Source organism: Leifsonia sp. A12D58 (assembly GCF_047530025.1).
Classification (GTDB): domain Bacteria; phylum Actinomycetota; class Actinomycetes; order Actinomycetales; family Microbacteriaceae; genus Cryobacterium.
Window position 1 is genome coordinate 523,023 of sequence record NZ_JBLJAT010000001.1, and the last position, 14,742, is coordinate 537,764.

At 63.0% G+C, this 14,742-nt stretch carries 19 protein-coding genes; 10 read left to right on the top strand and 9 right to left on the bottom strand.

Annotation, left to right across the window (positions count from 1 at the left end; translation table 11 throughout):
• Positions 1–8: 8 nt before the first annotated feature.
• From ACMT3I_RS02505 to xseA, 4 genes are read right to left on the bottom strand one after another with little or no spacing between them, the layout of a single operon-like run.
• Positions 9–659, bottom strand: coding sequence for a carbonic anhydrase (locus tag ACMT3I_RS02505; RefSeq protein ID WP_414802860.1), 651 nt, complete (start codon positions 657–659; stop codon positions 9–11).
• Complete coding sequence (locus ACMT3I_RS02510) at positions 652–1,371, bottom strand: DUF4245 domain-containing protein (RefSeq protein ID WP_414802861.1); 720 nt, start codon at positions 1,369–1,371, stop codon at positions 652–654. Before ACMT3I_RS02510 ends, ACMT3I_RS02505 begins: the two co-directional genes overlap by 8 nt.
• Positions 1,368–1,601: an exodeoxyribonuclease VII small subunit gene (locus tag ACMT3I_RS02515; RefSeq protein WP_414802862.1), complete on the bottom strand. Its 234-nt coding sequence runs from the start codon at positions 1,599–1,601 to the stop codon at positions 1,368–1,370. Before ACMT3I_RS02515 ends, ACMT3I_RS02510 begins: the two co-directional genes overlap by 4 nt.
• Before the next feature lies 1 nt (position 1,602).
• Positions 1,603–2,805 carry an exodeoxyribonuclease VII large subunit gene (gene xseA, locus ACMT3I_RS02520; RefSeq protein ID WP_414802863.1) on the bottom strand — a complete coding sequence of 401 codons (1,203 nt, stop codon included), beginning with the start codon at positions 2,803–2,805 and terminating at the stop codon, positions 1,603–1,605.
• 89 nt (positions 2,806–2,894) lie between these two features.
• Here xseA and ACMT3I_RS02525 point away from each other — a divergent pair, with 89 nt between their 5' ends.
• A complete protein-coding gene (locus tag ACMT3I_RS02525) occupies positions 2,895–3,956 on the top strand; it encodes a 4-hydroxy-3-methylbut-2-enyl diphosphate reductase (RefSeq protein ID WP_414803517.1) in 1,062 nt (353 codons plus the stop codon).
• Between the two features lie 88 nt (positions 3,957–4,044).
• Here the strand turns inward: ACMT3I_RS02525 and ACMT3I_RS02530 are convergent, their stop codons facing one another.
• Positions 4,045–4,674, bottom strand: coding sequence for a DUF6264 family protein (locus ACMT3I_RS02530; RefSeq protein ID WP_414802864.1), 630 nt, complete (start codon positions 4,672–4,674; stop codon positions 4,045–4,047).
• 9 nt (positions 4,675–4,683) lie between these two features.
• Positions 4,684–5,709, bottom strand: a complete 1,026-nt coding sequence (fbaA, locus tag ACMT3I_RS02535) for a class II fructose-bisphosphate aldolase (RefSeq protein ID WP_414802865.1) — start codon at positions 5,707–5,709, stop codon at positions 4,684–4,686.
• A gap of 216 nt (positions 5,710–5,925) precedes the next feature.
• Between fbaA and ACMT3I_RS02540 the strand changes: the two genes are divergently transcribed.
• The gene (locus tag ACMT3I_RS02540; RefSeq protein WP_414802866.1) at positions 5,926–6,903 is read left to right on the top strand and encodes a fructose-bisphosphatase class II family protein; all 978 of its coding nucleotides are present in this window, start codon (positions 5,926–5,928) and stop codon (positions 6,901–6,903) included.
• A 200-nt stretch (positions 6,904–7,103) separates the two neighbouring features.
• Positions 7,104–8,036, top strand: a complete 933-nt coding sequence (gene glpX / locus ACMT3I_RS02545) for a class II fructose-bisphosphatase (protein WP_414803518.1) — start codon at positions 7,104–7,106, stop codon at positions 8,034–8,036.
• Positions 8,037–8,257: 221 nt separating this feature from the next.
• Here glpX and rmuC read toward each other — a convergent pair whose 3' ends face one another.
• Positions 8,258–9,634, bottom strand: coding sequence for a DNA recombination protein RmuC (rmuC, locus tag ACMT3I_RS02550; protein WP_414802867.1), 1,377 nt, complete (start codon positions 9,632–9,634; stop codon positions 8,258–8,260).
• 79 nt (positions 9,635–9,713) lie between these two features.
• Positions 9,714–10,331: an exonuclease domain-containing protein gene (locus tag ACMT3I_RS02555; protein ID WP_414802868.1), complete on the bottom strand. Its 618-nt coding sequence runs from the start codon at positions 10,329–10,331 to the stop codon at positions 9,714–9,716.
• Positions 10,332–10,450: 119 nt separating this feature from the next.
• Here ACMT3I_RS02555 and ychF point away from each other — a divergent pair, with 119 nt between their 5' ends.
• The 6 genes from ychF to ACMT3I_RS02585 all read left to right on the top strand — a co-directional run bounded on the left by ychF (position 10,451) and on the right by ACMT3I_RS02585 (position 13,979).
• Positions 10,451–11,524 (top strand): redox-regulated ATPase YchF, encoded by a 1,074-nt coding sequence (gene ychF / locus ACMT3I_RS02560; protein ID WP_414802869.1) that lies wholly within the window; start codon positions 10,451–10,453, stop codon positions 11,522–11,524.
• Positions 11,525–11,659: 135 nt separating this feature from the next.
• Positions 11,660–11,998: a ribonuclease E inhibitor RraB gene (locus ACMT3I_RS02565; protein WP_414802870.1), complete on the top strand. Its 339-nt coding sequence runs from the start codon at positions 11,660–11,662 to the stop codon at positions 11,996–11,998.
• Positions 11,999–12,166: 168 nt separating this feature from the next.
• Positions 12,167–12,697: a putative immunity protein gene (locus ACMT3I_RS02570; protein WP_414802871.1), complete on the top strand. Its 531-nt coding sequence runs from the start codon at positions 12,167–12,169 to the stop codon at positions 12,695–12,697.
• A 124-nt stretch (positions 12,698–12,821) separates the two neighbouring features.
• Positions 12,822–13,286, top strand: a complete 465-nt coding sequence (locus tag ACMT3I_RS02575) for a hypothetical protein (RefSeq protein WP_414802872.1) — start codon at positions 12,822–12,824, stop codon at positions 13,284–13,286.
• Positions 13,287–13,402: 116 nt separating this feature from the next.
• Positions 13,403–13,684 (top strand): type II toxin-antitoxin system RelE/ParE family toxin, encoded by a 282-nt coding sequence (locus tag ACMT3I_RS02580; RefSeq protein WP_414802873.1) that lies wholly within the window; start codon positions 13,403–13,405, stop codon positions 13,682–13,684.
• Positions 13,659–13,979 carry a HigA family addiction module antitoxin gene (locus ACMT3I_RS02585; RefSeq protein ID WP_414802874.1) on the top strand — a complete coding sequence of 107 codons (321 nt, stop codon included), beginning with the start codon at positions 13,659–13,661 and terminating at the stop codon, positions 13,977–13,979. The genes ACMT3I_RS02580 and ACMT3I_RS02585 overlap by 26 nt, the downstream gene beginning before the upstream one ends.
• A gap of 136 nt (positions 13,980–14,115) precedes the next feature.
• Here the strand turns inward: ACMT3I_RS02585 and ACMT3I_RS02590 are convergent, their stop codons facing one another.
• Positions 14,116–14,346 carry a hypothetical protein gene (locus ACMT3I_RS02590; protein ID WP_414803537.1) on the bottom strand — a complete coding sequence of 77 codons (231 nt, stop codon included), beginning with the start codon at positions 14,344–14,346 and terminating at the stop codon, positions 14,116–14,118.
• Here ACMT3I_RS02590 and ACMT3I_RS02595 point away from each other — a divergent pair.
• Positions 14,269–14,655, top strand: a complete 387-nt coding sequence (locus ACMT3I_RS02595) for a DUF2695 domain-containing protein (RefSeq protein WP_414803519.1) — start codon at positions 14,269–14,271, stop codon at positions 14,653–14,655. The two genes, ACMT3I_RS02590 and ACMT3I_RS02595, sit on opposite strands and share 78 nt — an antisense overlap.
• Positions 14,656–14,742: the final 87 nt, after the last annotated feature.

Here is a 14,742-nt window from a genome sequence, read left to right on the forward strand (position 1 = left end):
AGTGACGCTTAGCGCGCCTCAATTTCGCCGACGACAATGTCGGCGGCTGCGCGTCCTTCGACCAAGCGATAGTTCGCGCCGACGATAGCCAATGTACCTTCTGCGATCGCCGAGCTAATGACCTCAGAACTCTTAAGCAGCTCCGCAACGGTATCGCGGAGGTGCTCTCGGCCGACCGCAGATGCGTCGACGGCGTCCGCGTCGATGTGCACGGATTCAGTCGCTCCCGTCACGCGGCGGACTGCAGGCACGATCTTTTTGATGATGCCGCCGATGTGCGGGGGCAGCATGGGGGCGTCTTCTTCCTGGGACTCGATGGCAGCGCGTACAGCACCGCAGTTGTCGTGGCCGAGAACGACGATGAGTGGGACCTGGAGCACACTCACCGCATATTCGAGCGAGCCCAGAACTGAATCGGAGATGACCTGGCCGGCGTTGCGTACGACGAACAGGTCGCCGAGGCCCTTGTCGAAAATGATCTCTGCGGCCAGACGGGAATCGCTGCAGCCGAACAGTGCGGCGTGCGGAGCCTGCGAGTGGCCGAGCTCTGCTCGTCGCTCAACGTCTTGGCGCGGATGACTCGGCTCGCCGGCTACGAAGCGATCGTTACCCCTGCGCATCTCATTCCAGACCTGTGCGGGCGTGCGATTCTCAGCCATTGTTCTCCCCTGTCGGTGTGGGAGCGTCGTTGCTCGGTGATTCGGTGGTTGGTTCCTGATTGCTCAGGATGTCGTCGGACAGCGCGCTCGCCAGCACGGCGAATTCTGTTTCGTCCGCTGTCCCGATCAACAGGTATGTGCTGTTGCCTGCGGCCGTCACGAGCGCGTACTCAAAGTTGCCGCGGTCGTCCTCAGGGACAGTGTTGCGATACACGTCCCAGGTGACACCATCGATCGACGTCGTCTCGACGGCGGCCTGGCGCTGCAACTGGTTGGCGATCCAGGTGGCGTTCGCGCCCAAGGCCTGGCTGAGCCCGATGTACTGGTTTTCGGGAGTGAGCAGGCCGATATTCCAGGAGGGCACGTTGTCGGCTGAGCCGGCTGCTGTTCGCCACTCGGCTGAGTTCGCACGCCAGCCGCCGGGCAGCACGGGCGATACGATCGGGTCTGGGATGCCGATCTGCACCTGGCTGGCCGTGGTGGCGTAGTCGATGTTGCGCTCGATGGGGGTGTTGCTGCGCGGCACGGCGAGCACGATGATCACCACGGCGGCGACGGTGACCAGCATCGACAGCACCAGGTTGTTGACCGTCTTGTGCGCACGGTACTTGCGAGAGTTCTCCGCCTTCCGGATGGCTGTCTCCTCTGGAGTCTCCGGACGGCCGAGCTCGGCAACGACGTTGGGGGCCTTCTTCGGCTTCACTGCGCTCATTCCGCTGAAACCGTCTGGCCGGCGCGGGCTGCATCCAGCCGGGCCTTGGCTCCGATCAGCCATTCTTCGCAGCGACGTGCAAGCGCTTCTCCGCGTTCCCACAGGGCGAGCGACTGTTCGAGCGTCGAGGAACCCTGTTCAAGCTCGTTGACCACGCGAACCAGCTCGTCACGCGCCTGCTCGTAACTGAGGGCGTTGATGTCGTCTGCGGGGGTACTCATGGAATCCATTCTATTTCGACGTAGCAGTGAGCTTGCCCGCAGCGAGAGTCAGGCGCAGTTCGGTGCCGATCGGCGCCTGTGCAGGATCTTGCAATACGGCTCCGGTCGGGACCTGGACGATGGCGTAGCCGCGATCGAGGGTGCCCTGCGGGGAGAGCGCCCGCAGCTGGGAGCGGAGTTCGACGATTTGGTTGCCCGCTCGCTCGACAATGCGTTCGACGAGCTCGGTTCCGCGCGCAACGCTACGGGTGAGTTCTTCTGAGCGTGAATCGACGATCCAGGTTGCGTTGGCGAGTACAGGTCGGCTGCGCAGCTGGGAGATCCTGTCGATCTCGGCCGAGATGATGCCGGTGAGCCGACTGGACAGGCGGGCCTTGGCCTGCTGCACCCGGTTCAGTTCGTCGAGTACGTCGGGAACAACGCGCTTGGCGGCATCCGTCGGGGTAGAAGCCCGGAGATCAGCGACATCGTCGAGTAGGGGGCGGTCGGCTTCGTGACCGATCGCGCTCACCAGGGGAGTGCTGCAGGCAGCGGCGGCGCGCACGAGCGTCTCATCGCTGAATCCCAGCAGGTTCTGGAAGTCGCCACCTCCGCGGGCGATGATGATGACGTCGACCTCGGGGTCGGCATCCAGCTTCTTGATCGCGGCGGTCACCTCGCCCACCGTGCGGTCGCCCTGGACCGCTGCGTGCACCACGCGGAAGTTGACGGCAGGCCAGCGCAGCTGGGCGTTGCGGATGACATCTTTCTCGGCGTCAGAATCTTTACCGGTGATGAGACCGATGCAGTGCGGCAGGAACGGAAGCGCCTTCTTACGGGACAGGTCGAAGAGGCCCTCACTTGCCAGCTGCGCCCGCAGGCGCTCCAGGCGTTCAAGCAGGTCGCCGAGGCCGACATGGCGCATCTCGAATACCTGCATTGTGAGGCTGCCGCCCTTGACCCAGTAATTGGGCTTGACCAGTGCGATCACGCGATCGCCCTGCTTGAAGTTCTCGGTGAGCTTGGCCTTGACCGATGACCAGATGGTGAAGCTGACGGTGGCGTCTTCGTTCAGGTCTTTGAGCTTGCCGTAGACGTTGCCTCCGCTGACGCCCCATTGGGTGACCTCGCCCTCCACCCACGCTGTGCCGAGACGGTCGATATAGCCGCGGATCTTGTTGGAAAGGAGCGCGACCGGCCACGGTGCATCGAAGCTGGGGGGTGCGTCTGTCATACGTTCTTCCTCCCACGGGCTGTTCAGGCGGGCCCGCATAGACTGGGGTTGTGAGCATCAGTACAAATTCGCCTGTGATCGGCCTCGGCATGCCTCGAATTATGAGCGCGCCAGGCAGGCTCAAGGATACCCCTGTCGTCGGACACAAGCGGGTGCTGCTTGCAGCGCCCCGTGGATACTGCGCCGGCGTCGACCGTGCGGTGATCGCCGTAGAGAAAGCGATCGAGCACTACGGCGCTCCCGTCTACGTGCGCAAACAAATCGTGCACAACATCCACGTGGTCACTGAGCTTGAGAAGCAGGGCGCGATCTTCGTCGAGGAGGTCGACGAGGTTCCCACGGGCTCCCACGTCGTCTTCAGCGCGCACGGTGTCTCCCCGGCTGTCGTCAACGCAGCGGCAGGCCGCGGCTTGCAGGCCATCGACGCCACCTGCCCGCTAGTCACCAAGGTGCACCGCGAAGCGGTTCGCTTCGCACGTGACGACTTCGAGATCTTGTTGATCGGCCACGAAGGCCATGAAGAGGTCGAGGGAACTGCCGGTGAGGCGCCAGAGCACACCACTCTCGTCGGTAGCCCGGACGAAGCAGACACCATCGTCGTTCGCAACCCTGACAAGGTCGTCTGGCTTTCGCAGACCACTCTCAGCGTTGACGAAACCATGGAGACGGTTCGCCGCCTGCGCGCCAGGTTCCCCAACCTGCAAGATCCGCCCAGCGATGACATCTGCTACGCCACTCAGAACCGTCAGGTTGCCATCAAGAAGGTCGCGAAGGATGCCGACCTCGTGATCGTCGTCGGTTCGGCCAACTCATCGAACTCGGTGCGCCTCGTCGAGGTCGCGCTTGAGTATGGCGCCAAGGCCGCATACCGCGTCGACTACTCGAGTGAGGTCAAGCAGGAATGGCTCGACGGCGTTGAGACTGTCGGCGTGACCAGCGGTGCATCAGTGCCGGACGAGCTCGTCCAGGAACTGCTGCGCGACCTCGCGGATGCCGGCTACGGCGACGTGCAGGAAGTCAAGACCGCCGAGGAAGACCTGATTTTCTCGCTGCCCAAGGAACTACGCAAGACCCGCAGTGGCACCACGGACGAGCGCGCACTGGGCGGCCGAAACTCGGCTGAACCGGCGGGCAAGGGCTGCAACGACTAAGTCGCTGACAAGCCAGTCGCACAACTGAAACAGGCCTGCCGAGATCCCGTGAGGGACTCGGCAGGCCTGTTTCGTAGGCGGATGTCCGCTACTGCTGACTGTAGAAGTCCAGCAGGGTGGGATCGGTGGTCAGGATGATTCCCAGGAACACGAAGATCGCGAGTACCGAGAGCACGCCGCCGATCAACGGGACGTAGAACGCCCGCCTGCGGCGAACCAGCAGCAGTACCGAGACCGCAACCATCGCGACCCAGAGCACGACCTGCGTGATGATCCCCGCGGTCGTCAGCCCGCCAACTGAGGCCGCTGCCTTGTAGGTGCCGAGGTCCTCCTGCGTGTACAGCATCTGCATCGCATCAGGAATCGCGTTCAGCACGGCAACGGTGAAGAAGGTGCCGAACAACCCGAAGACCATCAGTGCCAGGGTCACCGGCCTGTCCCAGAGTGGTGCAGTCCGCTTGGGCAGCTGTGCACCGTTGTACGGCGCGCCGTATGTCTGCGCAGCGTAATGCTGCGGAGCGCTCGGCGGCGTCGGTAGCTGGGGCTGCTGCGCCTGATTGGGCGCGGCAGCGTCCTGGCCCGCAGGGGCAGCGGGAGCTGCCGGTTCCTGCGGGGGAGTCCAGGTCCAGCCCTCTGGAGCGAGTTCGCCGTAGCGAGGTCGCGGGCGAGGATCCTCGGGGGGAGTGTTTTCCCCCGAGGATCCCGTGTTCTCAGTCATAGTCATCCGTTAGCTGTTGGAGTGCCCGGCGGAGCCGAGCTGGCGTGTCGAGTCGACGACGCGAGCGGCCATCGCCGATTCAGCGACCTTGCCCCACGCGCGCGGGTCGTACAGTTTCTTGTTTCCGACCTCGCCGTCGACCTTCAGCACGCCATCGTAGTTCTTGAACATGTAGTCAGCGATCGCGCGGGTGAAGGCGTACTGGGTGTCGGTGTCGATGTTCATCTTCACGACGCCGTTGGCGACGGCTTCGGCGATTTCGGCATCCGTTGAGCCTGAGCCACCGTGGAAGACGAGGTCGAGCGGCTTGGTCGCGGTGCCGTATTTGGCCTGGATGCCGTCCTGAATGTCTTTCAACAGCTCGGGACGGAGCTTCACGTTGCCGGGCTTGTACACGCCGTGCACGTTGCCGAAGGTGAGGGCAGACATGTAGCGACCGTTTTCACCCAGCCCGAGTGCTTCGACCATGGCGACGGCATCGTCAAGTGTGGTGTACAGGTTGTCGTTGATGTCGTGGCTGACGCCGTCTTCTTCGCCGCCGACGACGCCAATCTCGACCTCGAGGATGGCGTTGATCGCCTGGGTGCGCTTGAGGATCTGCTGCGCGATCTCCAGGTTCTCACCGAGCGGCACTGAGGATCCGTCCCACATGTGCGACTGGAAGATGGGGTTGCGGCCGGCCTTGACCTCTTCTTCGGAGGCCGCGATGAGCGGCAGCACGAAGTCGTCGAGGGCACCCTTGGGGCAGTGGTCGGTGTGCAGCGCGACGGTGACGGGGTAGTTGTCGGCGACCGAGTGCACGAAGCGTGCGAAGGCGAGTGCGCCGGATGCGCGGTTCTTCACGGTGTGGCCGGCGAAGTAGTCAGCGCCACCGGTGGTGACCTGAATGATGCCGTCTGAGCCGGCTTCGGTCAGGCCCTGCAGCACGGCGTTGATCGACTGCGACGACGACACGTTGAAGGCGGGGTATGCAAAGCCCTTGTCCTTGGCCTTGTTCAGCATTTCTGCGTACTGGTCGGGGGTTGCGATGGGCATTGCTTCTCCTCTGAAGTGCGAACGTGCGCTGATGATCGTGCCTACTACATCTCAAATTCTATTGACCGAGAGAGGCTCGCATCTGCCGTTTCAACGTGAATACGCATGGCTATCACGAGAGCATCGGGATCTCGGGTCGGAAATGCGTCGAATACTCGGGCGTGTTCCGCATTTCGGCCGCTAGTCGCCCACGCCGCTATCGGCAATGATGAGAGCGTGCCAGAACTCATAATGTCGAATGACCTGCTGTTATCGATCCTGGCGGTGACGGAGTCGGCAGCGATCGCGACGACCCCGTTCGTCGGCGGTGGTGACAAGTATGCCGTCGATGCGGCCGCCGTCGCTGCCATGCGATCCGCATTTGAATCGGTGCCGATCGGCGGGGTCATCGTGGTGGGCGAGGGCGAGAAAGACGAAGCTCCAATGCTGTTCACCGGGGACCTCGTCGGAACGGGAGACGAGCCGCTCGTCGACATCGCTGTCGATCCCATCGACGGGACCAGGCTGGCCGCCCAACAACTGCCCGGCTCGATCGCCGTCATGTCGATTGCCCCGCGCGGAAGTCTCTTCGATCCGGGTCCAGTGTTCTACCTCGAGAAGTTGATCAGTTCGGGGGACACCCACTCGCTCACGCTGGACGTACCGCTCACCGAGACCTTGCTCACCATGGCAGCTCAGCTCGATCGACCGGTTGATTCGCTTCGGGTCGCTATCCAGGAGCGAGCTCGCAATCAGGTCTACGCGGATGCCGTGCGCGCTGTCGGTGCGCACGTCGTCACCTTCCGTGACGGCGACGTCGTCACCGCACTGCGTGCAGCGCAGCATGGCAGCAGCATCGACCTGCAGGTGGGGATCGGCGGCGCACCCGAAGGCGTGCTGACAGCGGTGGCGGTGCGCGCCCTCGGCGGACAGATGGAGGGGCGCCTTGCCCCGCAGACCGCTGAGGAGTCCCAGCTTGCTGCCGAACGGGGCTTCGATCTCAATCGAGTGCTCAGGCTGAGCGACCTGGCGGCTGCAGACGGCTACTTCTTCCTCACCGCAGTGACCGAGGTATCGGGGATCACCTCCGGCATCGATCTGCGCGAGGTGCGCATCCATTCGGACAACGTGCACGGCACGCGTTCTCACACCGAGTCCGTGGTTATCTCCCCGGGCGGAGCCATCCGCTTCGTCTCGCGCCAGCGGGCGGTCTGAAACCTGCACGCATGTGCACGATCGGCTTCAAACAGGAGTCTGGAGAGTGCGGGCGAGTACGCTGACACAGGCGGCACTGAAGCTCAGCGCCTGGCCCAATGAGGGGCTCCGCCACATCACACGACTCGTCCGGGAAGGACCATTTAGTGACCAGCACAGAATCCGCCACGCTCTTCGAGCACCCCGATCGCAACCTTGCAATGGAGTTGGTGCGCGCTACAGAAGCCGCAGCAATCCGCGCGGTGCCATTCATCGGCCGTGGTGACAAGAACGCGGCAGACGGCGCAGCCGTCGACGCTATGCGCAAGTTCCTCGGCACCGTCAACTTCGATGGCGTCATCGTCATCGGCGAGGGCGAAAAAGATAAAGCTCCCATGCTCTTCAACGGTGAGCACGTCGGCAACGGGCGCGGTCCGTCCTGCGACATCGCGGTTGACCCGATCGACGGAACCAGCCTGACCGCAGCCGGCCGTCAGAACGCACTCTCGGTCATTGCTGTTTCGGACCGCGGCACCATGCTCGACGCCTCTTCGGTGTTCTACATGGACAAGATCGTCACCGGTGCACTCGGGCGCGGCGTCGTCAGCCTCGACCAGTCGGTCGGCGACAACATCCGTGAGTTCGCCAAGGCAGCAGGAAAGCCCGTCGGCGAAATCGTCGTCGCGGTGCTCGACCGCCCGCGTCACATGGGCCTGATGGAAGAGATTCGCGCAGCAGGAGCCGGCACCCAGCTGATGCTCGACGGCGACGTCGCAGGCGGCATCAACGCTGCTCGCCACGAAAGCCGCATCGACATGTGCATCGGTATCGGCGGCAGCCCTGAGGGCATCACGACCGCGTGTGCGCTGAAGGCGATCGGCGGTTTCATGGAGGCTCGCCTCGCACCGGGCACCGACACCGAGCGTGCAAACGCCCTGGCTGCTGGACTCGATGTCGACAAGTTGATGAGCATCGAAGACATGGTCAAGGGTGACAACACGTTCTTCGTCGCCACCGGTGTCACGGATGGCGCCCTGGTCGAAGGCGTGCGTCGCGTCGGCCCGATGATTCGCACGGAGAGCATCGTGCTGCGTTCGCGTTCAGGCACACAGCGTCGCGTGATCGCCGAACACCTCGCGGAGAAGTGGCTCTAAGCAGCTGCGCAGAGAGCTGGGTTGAATCCCAGCCGCTAGCTGAATAGCTGAAGCCAACCGCTGGATAGCGGTTGGCTTCAGCTGTCTCGCCGTGCATTCGCGTATCGGCGCACCGAGAGTCGCCGTTTCGGCCGAGGATCGCCGTTGGAACAGCGACTCTGGGTTGAAGCGGCGACTCTCGGCGAATGTTGCGCTCGCTGGTCGCTACGCGGCGAGGCGGTTCAGCCCGTGACCGCAGGCGACGTGTCGAAGCTGTTTCCGTTGTCTGGGTCGCCGTCGAACGGGAAACCGTTGTCGAGCTCGGCAACCAGCTCGAAGGCTACGAGTTCGCGCGGAGTCTCTTCGATACCAACCAGTGGAGCCAGCACCTTTGACTCGTCAAGCGCATTGAGCTTGCGGGCGGTCGGGAGCACCTGGCGCTCCATCGAGCCGACGAAACCGTTGTAGTCCTTGACCGTGCGTTCGATCGAGCGGCCGAGCTTCTCAATGTGGGTGGCCGTCGTCGCCAGTCGTGTGTAGAGCTCACGGCTGAGATCGAAGAGCACCTGGGCGTCGTGGGTGAGTACATCCTGCTGCCAGCTGAACGCCACAGTCTTCAACACCGACCACAGGGTGACGGGGGAGGACAGCGCCACGCGCTTACTGAAGGCGAACTCCATGATCGACGGGTCGGCTTCGAGGGCTGAGGAGACCAATGATTCGCTGGGGATGAATGCAATCACGAGTTCGGGGGAGGCGTTGAGCCCTTGCCAGTACGCCTTGCTGCCGAGTGCGGTGATGTGATCGCGTACTGCCTTGACGTGCGCCTTCATCAGCTCGGCGCGTCTGGCGCCTTCTGGACCGGTCGCCGTCGCCGGAATCTGGCTCGCTTCGAGGTATGAGGTGAACGGAACCTTCGCGTCGACAGCGATGTTCTTGCCGCCCGGCAGGTGCACGACCATATCGGGTCGGCCGGCGCCGGCATCCGAGGAGATGCTCGACTGCAGGTCGAAGTCGACTCTCTCGATGAGTCCGGCGGCCTCGACAACGCTGCGCAGCTGGGTTTCGCCCCAGACCCCACGGGTGTTGTTGGCCCGAAGCGCCGACGCCAGCGATTCGGCGGTGCTGCGCAGGCGCTCCTCTGATTCGGTGGCTGAGCGCAACTGCTGGCTCAGTTCGCCGTGCTGCAGGCTGCGCTGGGCTTCGAGGTCTGTGACCTTCTTCTGCATGTCGTGCAGGCTCTCGCGTACGGGAGCAAGTGCCTGCAGAACGCGGCTCTCTTGCTGCTCGCGAGCTGCCGTCTGCTCCTGGTCGGCGCGCGTACGCTCAATCAGCTCGCGATACTGCTGCTGCGACGCCACAACCTGACTCCGCAGCCCGTCTGAGGTGGCCTGCACCGCTGCGAGTTCTTCGCGCAGCATGGAAGCGACGGCTGCTTCGCCAGACCGTACAGACGCCAGCTCAAGCTGGTGTCTGGCATCCACGATCGCTGGGTCGTCGCCTACTGCGACACCGCCGCCTGCAGCACCGTGTCGGCGCTGCAAAATGACGATGGCCGCCAGTGCGCCAACGGCTGCGCCGATGACAATGCCGACGATGAGGCTGAGTACGGGATCCATGCGTCTATCCTCGCAGCGACCACCGACAGAGTCTGAAGCGAGGCGCCCACTCCGGCTGAGTGTTGGCTCAGCGCCAGTGTTAGCTCAGCGCCATGGGGCCGTGCGTCGACGCGTTCTCCTTGATGGCGACGGGGCCGATGGCGCCGATCTTCACGCGGGTGACGTGGGCAAGCTGCTCGATGGTGTCGACCTCGTGGCGCTTTGCCGAGTGGATCATGATGGCCGCGCACGCCTCGGAATCGGCGAGGGCATCGTGGTGGGCGAAGTCTTCGAAGCCGGCGGCCATGGCGGCGACCGGCAGACGGTACGAATCGAGGTGGTACGTGCGGCGCGCGACCTGCAGGCTGCAGACGTAGTTGAAGTCGGGCACGGTGAGGCCGGCGACTGTCGTGGCCTTCGAGATCACGCCGAGGTCGAAGCCTGCGTTGTGCGCGACCAGGTGGTCGCCGTCTGCAAACGCGACCAGATCGGGAAGCTGCTGGCTCCAGGTGGGGGCTCCCACGACATCCGCTGGGGTGATGCCGTGGATCTTGATGTTCCACTCCAGGAAGTCATCATGCCCCGGTGCCGGCTGGATGAACCAGGAAGCGCGGTCGACGACCTTGCCGTCTCGAACCTTCACCAGCCCTACTGAGCATGCTGACGCACTTGATGAGTTGGCGGTTTCGAAATCGATGGCTGTGAAGTTCAATGGCACGCATTCATGCTCTCATGCGGCACTGACAGCGACGTTCAGGCACGTGTGCGCAGCGTGTGGACGCTTCACGCACGCATCACTGCCACCTCACAGCGGCGGAGCCGGTACGATTGACCCTCGTGGCTCTCACTATTGCAATCGTCGGTCTGCCCAATGTCGGCAAGTCCACCCTCTTCAACGCACTCACCAAGAACAACGTGCTCGCAGCGAACTACCCGTTCGCCACGATCGAGCCGAACGTTGGTGTGGTCAACCTGCCCGACAAGCGCCTCGCCGCGCTCGCCGAGGTCTTCGGCAGCGAACGCCTGCTGCCCGCCCCGGTGTCATTCGTCGACATCGCCGGCATCGTGCGCGGTGCCAGTGAGGGCGAGGGGCTCGGTAACAAGTTCTTGGCGAACATCCGTGAAGCGGATGCCATCGCCCAGGTCATCCGTGGATTCGAAGACCCCGATGTCGTGCACGTCGACGGAGCGGTGAACCCGGCCAGCGACATGGAGACCATCAACACCGAGCTGATACTCGCCGACCTGCAGACCCTCGAGAAGGCCGTCGCGCGCTTCGAGAAAGAGGTCAAGGGACGCAAGGCTGAGCCGATCGTGCTCGAGACAGCCAAGAAGGCGCAGGAATTCCTCGACGCCGGCAAGCCGCTGTCAGCCTCCAACATCGACCTGGAGCCCATCAAGGAGCTCGGTCTGCTGACGGTCAAGCCGTTCATCTATGTCTTCAACGTGGACGAGTCAGTGCTGCAGGACGCCGACAAGCTGAAGACGCTGGCCGACCTCGTCGCCCCAGCGCACGCCGTGTTCCTCGACGCGAAGCTCGAGTCTGAGCTTGCAGAACTCGACGATGAGGATGCCGCTGAGATGCTGGCATCCACCGGCCAGACCGAGAGCGGTCTCGACCAGCTCGCTCGCATCGGCTTCGACACCCTTGGCCTGCAGACATACCTGACGGCCGGCCCGAAGGAAACTCGCGCCTGGACGATCCCCAAGGGTGCCACGGCACCACAGGCAGCCGGTGTCATTCACACCGACTTCCAGAAGGGCTTCATCAAGGCCGAGATCGTCTCGTTCGACGACCTGATCGAGACCGGTTCGGTTGCCGAAGCGCGTGCAAAGGGCAAGGCTCGCATGGAGGGCAAGGAGTACGTCATGCAGGATGGCGACGTGGTGGAGTTCCGCTTCAACGTCTAGGTCTACGCATTGAGAAGCGGCGCAATTCGAGAGTGTTGCGCCGCTTCTGCATTCAACTGGTCCCCTCGGTCTAAGCGGTGCTTTTGCCCCATTTGGGGGCAAGGCCCATCGCCTGGAACTAGTTATGCTCGCGGCATGCGTCTATTCAGTCGTAAACCGAAGTCAAAGACGGGGCACCCCGGGGACGATCAGTTGCTTGGAATCATCGCGACCTTAGCCGGCGGGACCGCAGCGCCCCGAGAGTGGATTCACTACCTTTATTGCGAGACCGACGACGGGGCCGGTTTGCTCGAAGCGGCCGCCTCACGTGCTGGTTGGGATGTCCATCGCACCGCTGCAGGCGCAGGCATCGTGGCCAGCCGCGCAGATCTTGCAGTAAACGCCGAAACGGTGCGGGTGCAGCGCGAATACTTCGAGGCGCTTGCCTCGCAGGTGCCGGGAGGCGAATACGACGGGTGGGAAGCTGCCGCATAGCCCGCAACTCGTGGCTCCCTGGTCTCTACGACGGTGTGCCGTTCTGGCTCGGGGTCACACGTTTCCGCAGTCGTGGATTTCCGCTTCAGCGTCTAAGTCGAGTTCCGCTTCAACGTCTGGAAAGTGCGGGGTCAGATCAGATCAGCTCTGCTGTGACAGGATTTGTTCGTGGCATCGATTCAGACCCTCAGCGATTCAGACCGAAGGGCCGTTGCACGGTGGGCACTGGCCTGTGCTGAGCGTGTTCTACCGCTGTTCGACGCCGATGAAGCGGCGGTGGAAGAGATCCGGCATGCGGTTGCTCGCACGCGTGCGTACAGCGCCGGCGAGAGCAGCGCCGCCGACGAGATCAGCAAGCGCCTTGTTGCGGTGAAGGCAGCGAATGCGGCGACCACTCCCGCCGGTGCTGCAGCAGCCAGGGCGGTTGCCCAAGCCGCGGCAGTCGCTCACATGGGTGCTCATGCACTGGGCGCGGCCGCGTACGCGACGAAGGCAGTTTCGCTGGTGAACTCGGATCAACAGGAAGCGGTTCAGGAAGAGATTCGCTGGCAGCTGGCGCAGCTGAGCGAACGCGAGCGATCAGCGTTGCGGCTGCTTCCGCAGCTGGGCACTGACTCCTCCGGTCCGCTCGGGGTCGGACTTCTGTCACGGGGCACCCTGGGCGCGACGATCCGGGAGATTCAGGCGCAGATCGGCTAGGTTTCCAGGCGGGAAGTCGCTCATCGTGAGATGTTGCGACCCGCGCCCACCGCATCGTCTAGGATTTTCAGGACTACGAGCTGGTCGCCTGGTGTTATGGTCGGCAATTCAGGAGAGTGCTGAAATGGCAGAGGTCCCCGCGCGAGCACGGCGAGCTCGTGGATGGATTGTGTTCAGCGTTATCGCGGCGGTCGTCATCGGCTTCGCTATATCGATCCCGATCGTGAATGATGTTGCTGCGCGCGACGTTGAGATGCGACTGCTGAACCTCCCGATTCCCGAGGGTGCGGAGCGCATTGACTCGATGGCGCAGGCCGGAAAACTCGTCGGCAACGGGAACGGCATGCAGTATCTGGGCGCGCTCCTCATTCGGGGCGATGACACCGTGGGTGAGCTGCAACGCTTCTACGGCGTGCACGGGGGGACGGTCGGTCTTTCGATCACAGTGACGCCGGCAGAAGACCTCGATGGCTTCCACGGTGCTGGCGGGTTCTTAGCTCACTCTGGTGAGCGCGGCACCTTCGTCGTGCAGGCGTGGGGAAACGGCCCGGGTGAGATCTTCGAGGAGTTCGATATCCGAGGTCATTGAGCGCGAGTCGGGCTCCGCGACATCAGCTGAAGGCGTGATGCAAATTTCGCCGTAATTCGGTGGAGTTCAGGCTTAACGCCTAGCGTTATTGACGCATCGCGTTATATTCTGATCGTGTGATCAGATCGTTCGGCAGCAAAGACACCGAGCACATCTGGCATGAGCAGTACGTCAAGAGCTTCGATCGAACCGTGCAACGCGCGACCTTGAGGAAACTCGAACTGATTCACGCGGCCAAGGATGTGGAGGACCTTCGGATCCCTCCGGGGAACCGTCTGGAACGGCTTGCTGGCGACCGTCGCGGACAACACAGCATCCGGGTGAATGCCCAGTGGCGCATCTGTTTCGTCTGGAGAGAAGGAGGTGCGGACGATGTCGAACTCGTCGACTATCACTGAGAACGATCTGATCGAGCCGATCCATCCGGGGGAGATCCTGATGGCGGACTTCATCGAGGGCTTCGGGATCACCCAGAACAAGCTCGCAGTCAGTATCGGGGTGCCGCCGCGCCGGATCAACGAGATCGTGCACGGAAAACGGGGCATCACGGCCGACACGGCGATCCGTCTGGCGCGGTACTTCGGCACGTCGGAAGAGTTCTGGATGAACCTGCAGTCCAACTACGAGCTGCGGCTCGAGCGCCGGGCTCTGCGCGAAAAGATCGCGGCGATTAAGCCTCTGAAGGTCGCGTGAGGAGCAACTCCGCAGTCGCATGTACGGGGCCCGACTTCCGAGCATGCTTTTTCGGCGACTCCTTAGTTGCAGAATTAGGAGATTTGATCGGCCTTTGATGGATGGGCCGTGTGACGGCAGCGGCACAAGCGGTAGGTCACAGAGTTGCGTCTTGCAACCTCTTCTGGGACGGCCCCGGCTGCTTCGGCATAGAGCCGATGTCTGTGGTACGTGGCACGGTGGCGACATGGAACGCGCAGCGATCACCGAACGAGCAGAGCGGATTCTTCAGGATGCCGCCACGACGCTCATGACTCCCAAGGCCGGCGAATGTCTCGTCTGCTTCGTGGCTCGTCAACTCGACGAGTTCGGGTACGACGGCACCCATCGATTCGCATTGCACTATCGAGACAGCGTTGCACCTCGCGCGACGGCACTGCTCCGGCACCTCTCCGCGATGGGCGCCTGTTGTTGCGACTGTGAAATGTTCATGAACGGCTTCAAGCCCGTCAAGAAGATGTGGGCACAGGCACAGGCACAGGCACAGGCGCAGGTCTCCGTCGACAAGGATGGACTTGATGAGGAGCGTGCGGGCCCGGAGTCACTCAACACGATGCCCTTATGCGAGACGACGCGACGGGGCTCGACCCAACCGTGTGCGAGTTGGAAACGGATCCCCCGCTCGCGGTACCGGTAATTGGGCTTCGCAATGCGGTGAAGTCTAGGTTCAACGTGTAGCTCGCCTAGCCTCGAAATGGGGGACTCAAGAGAGTTGCGCCAATTC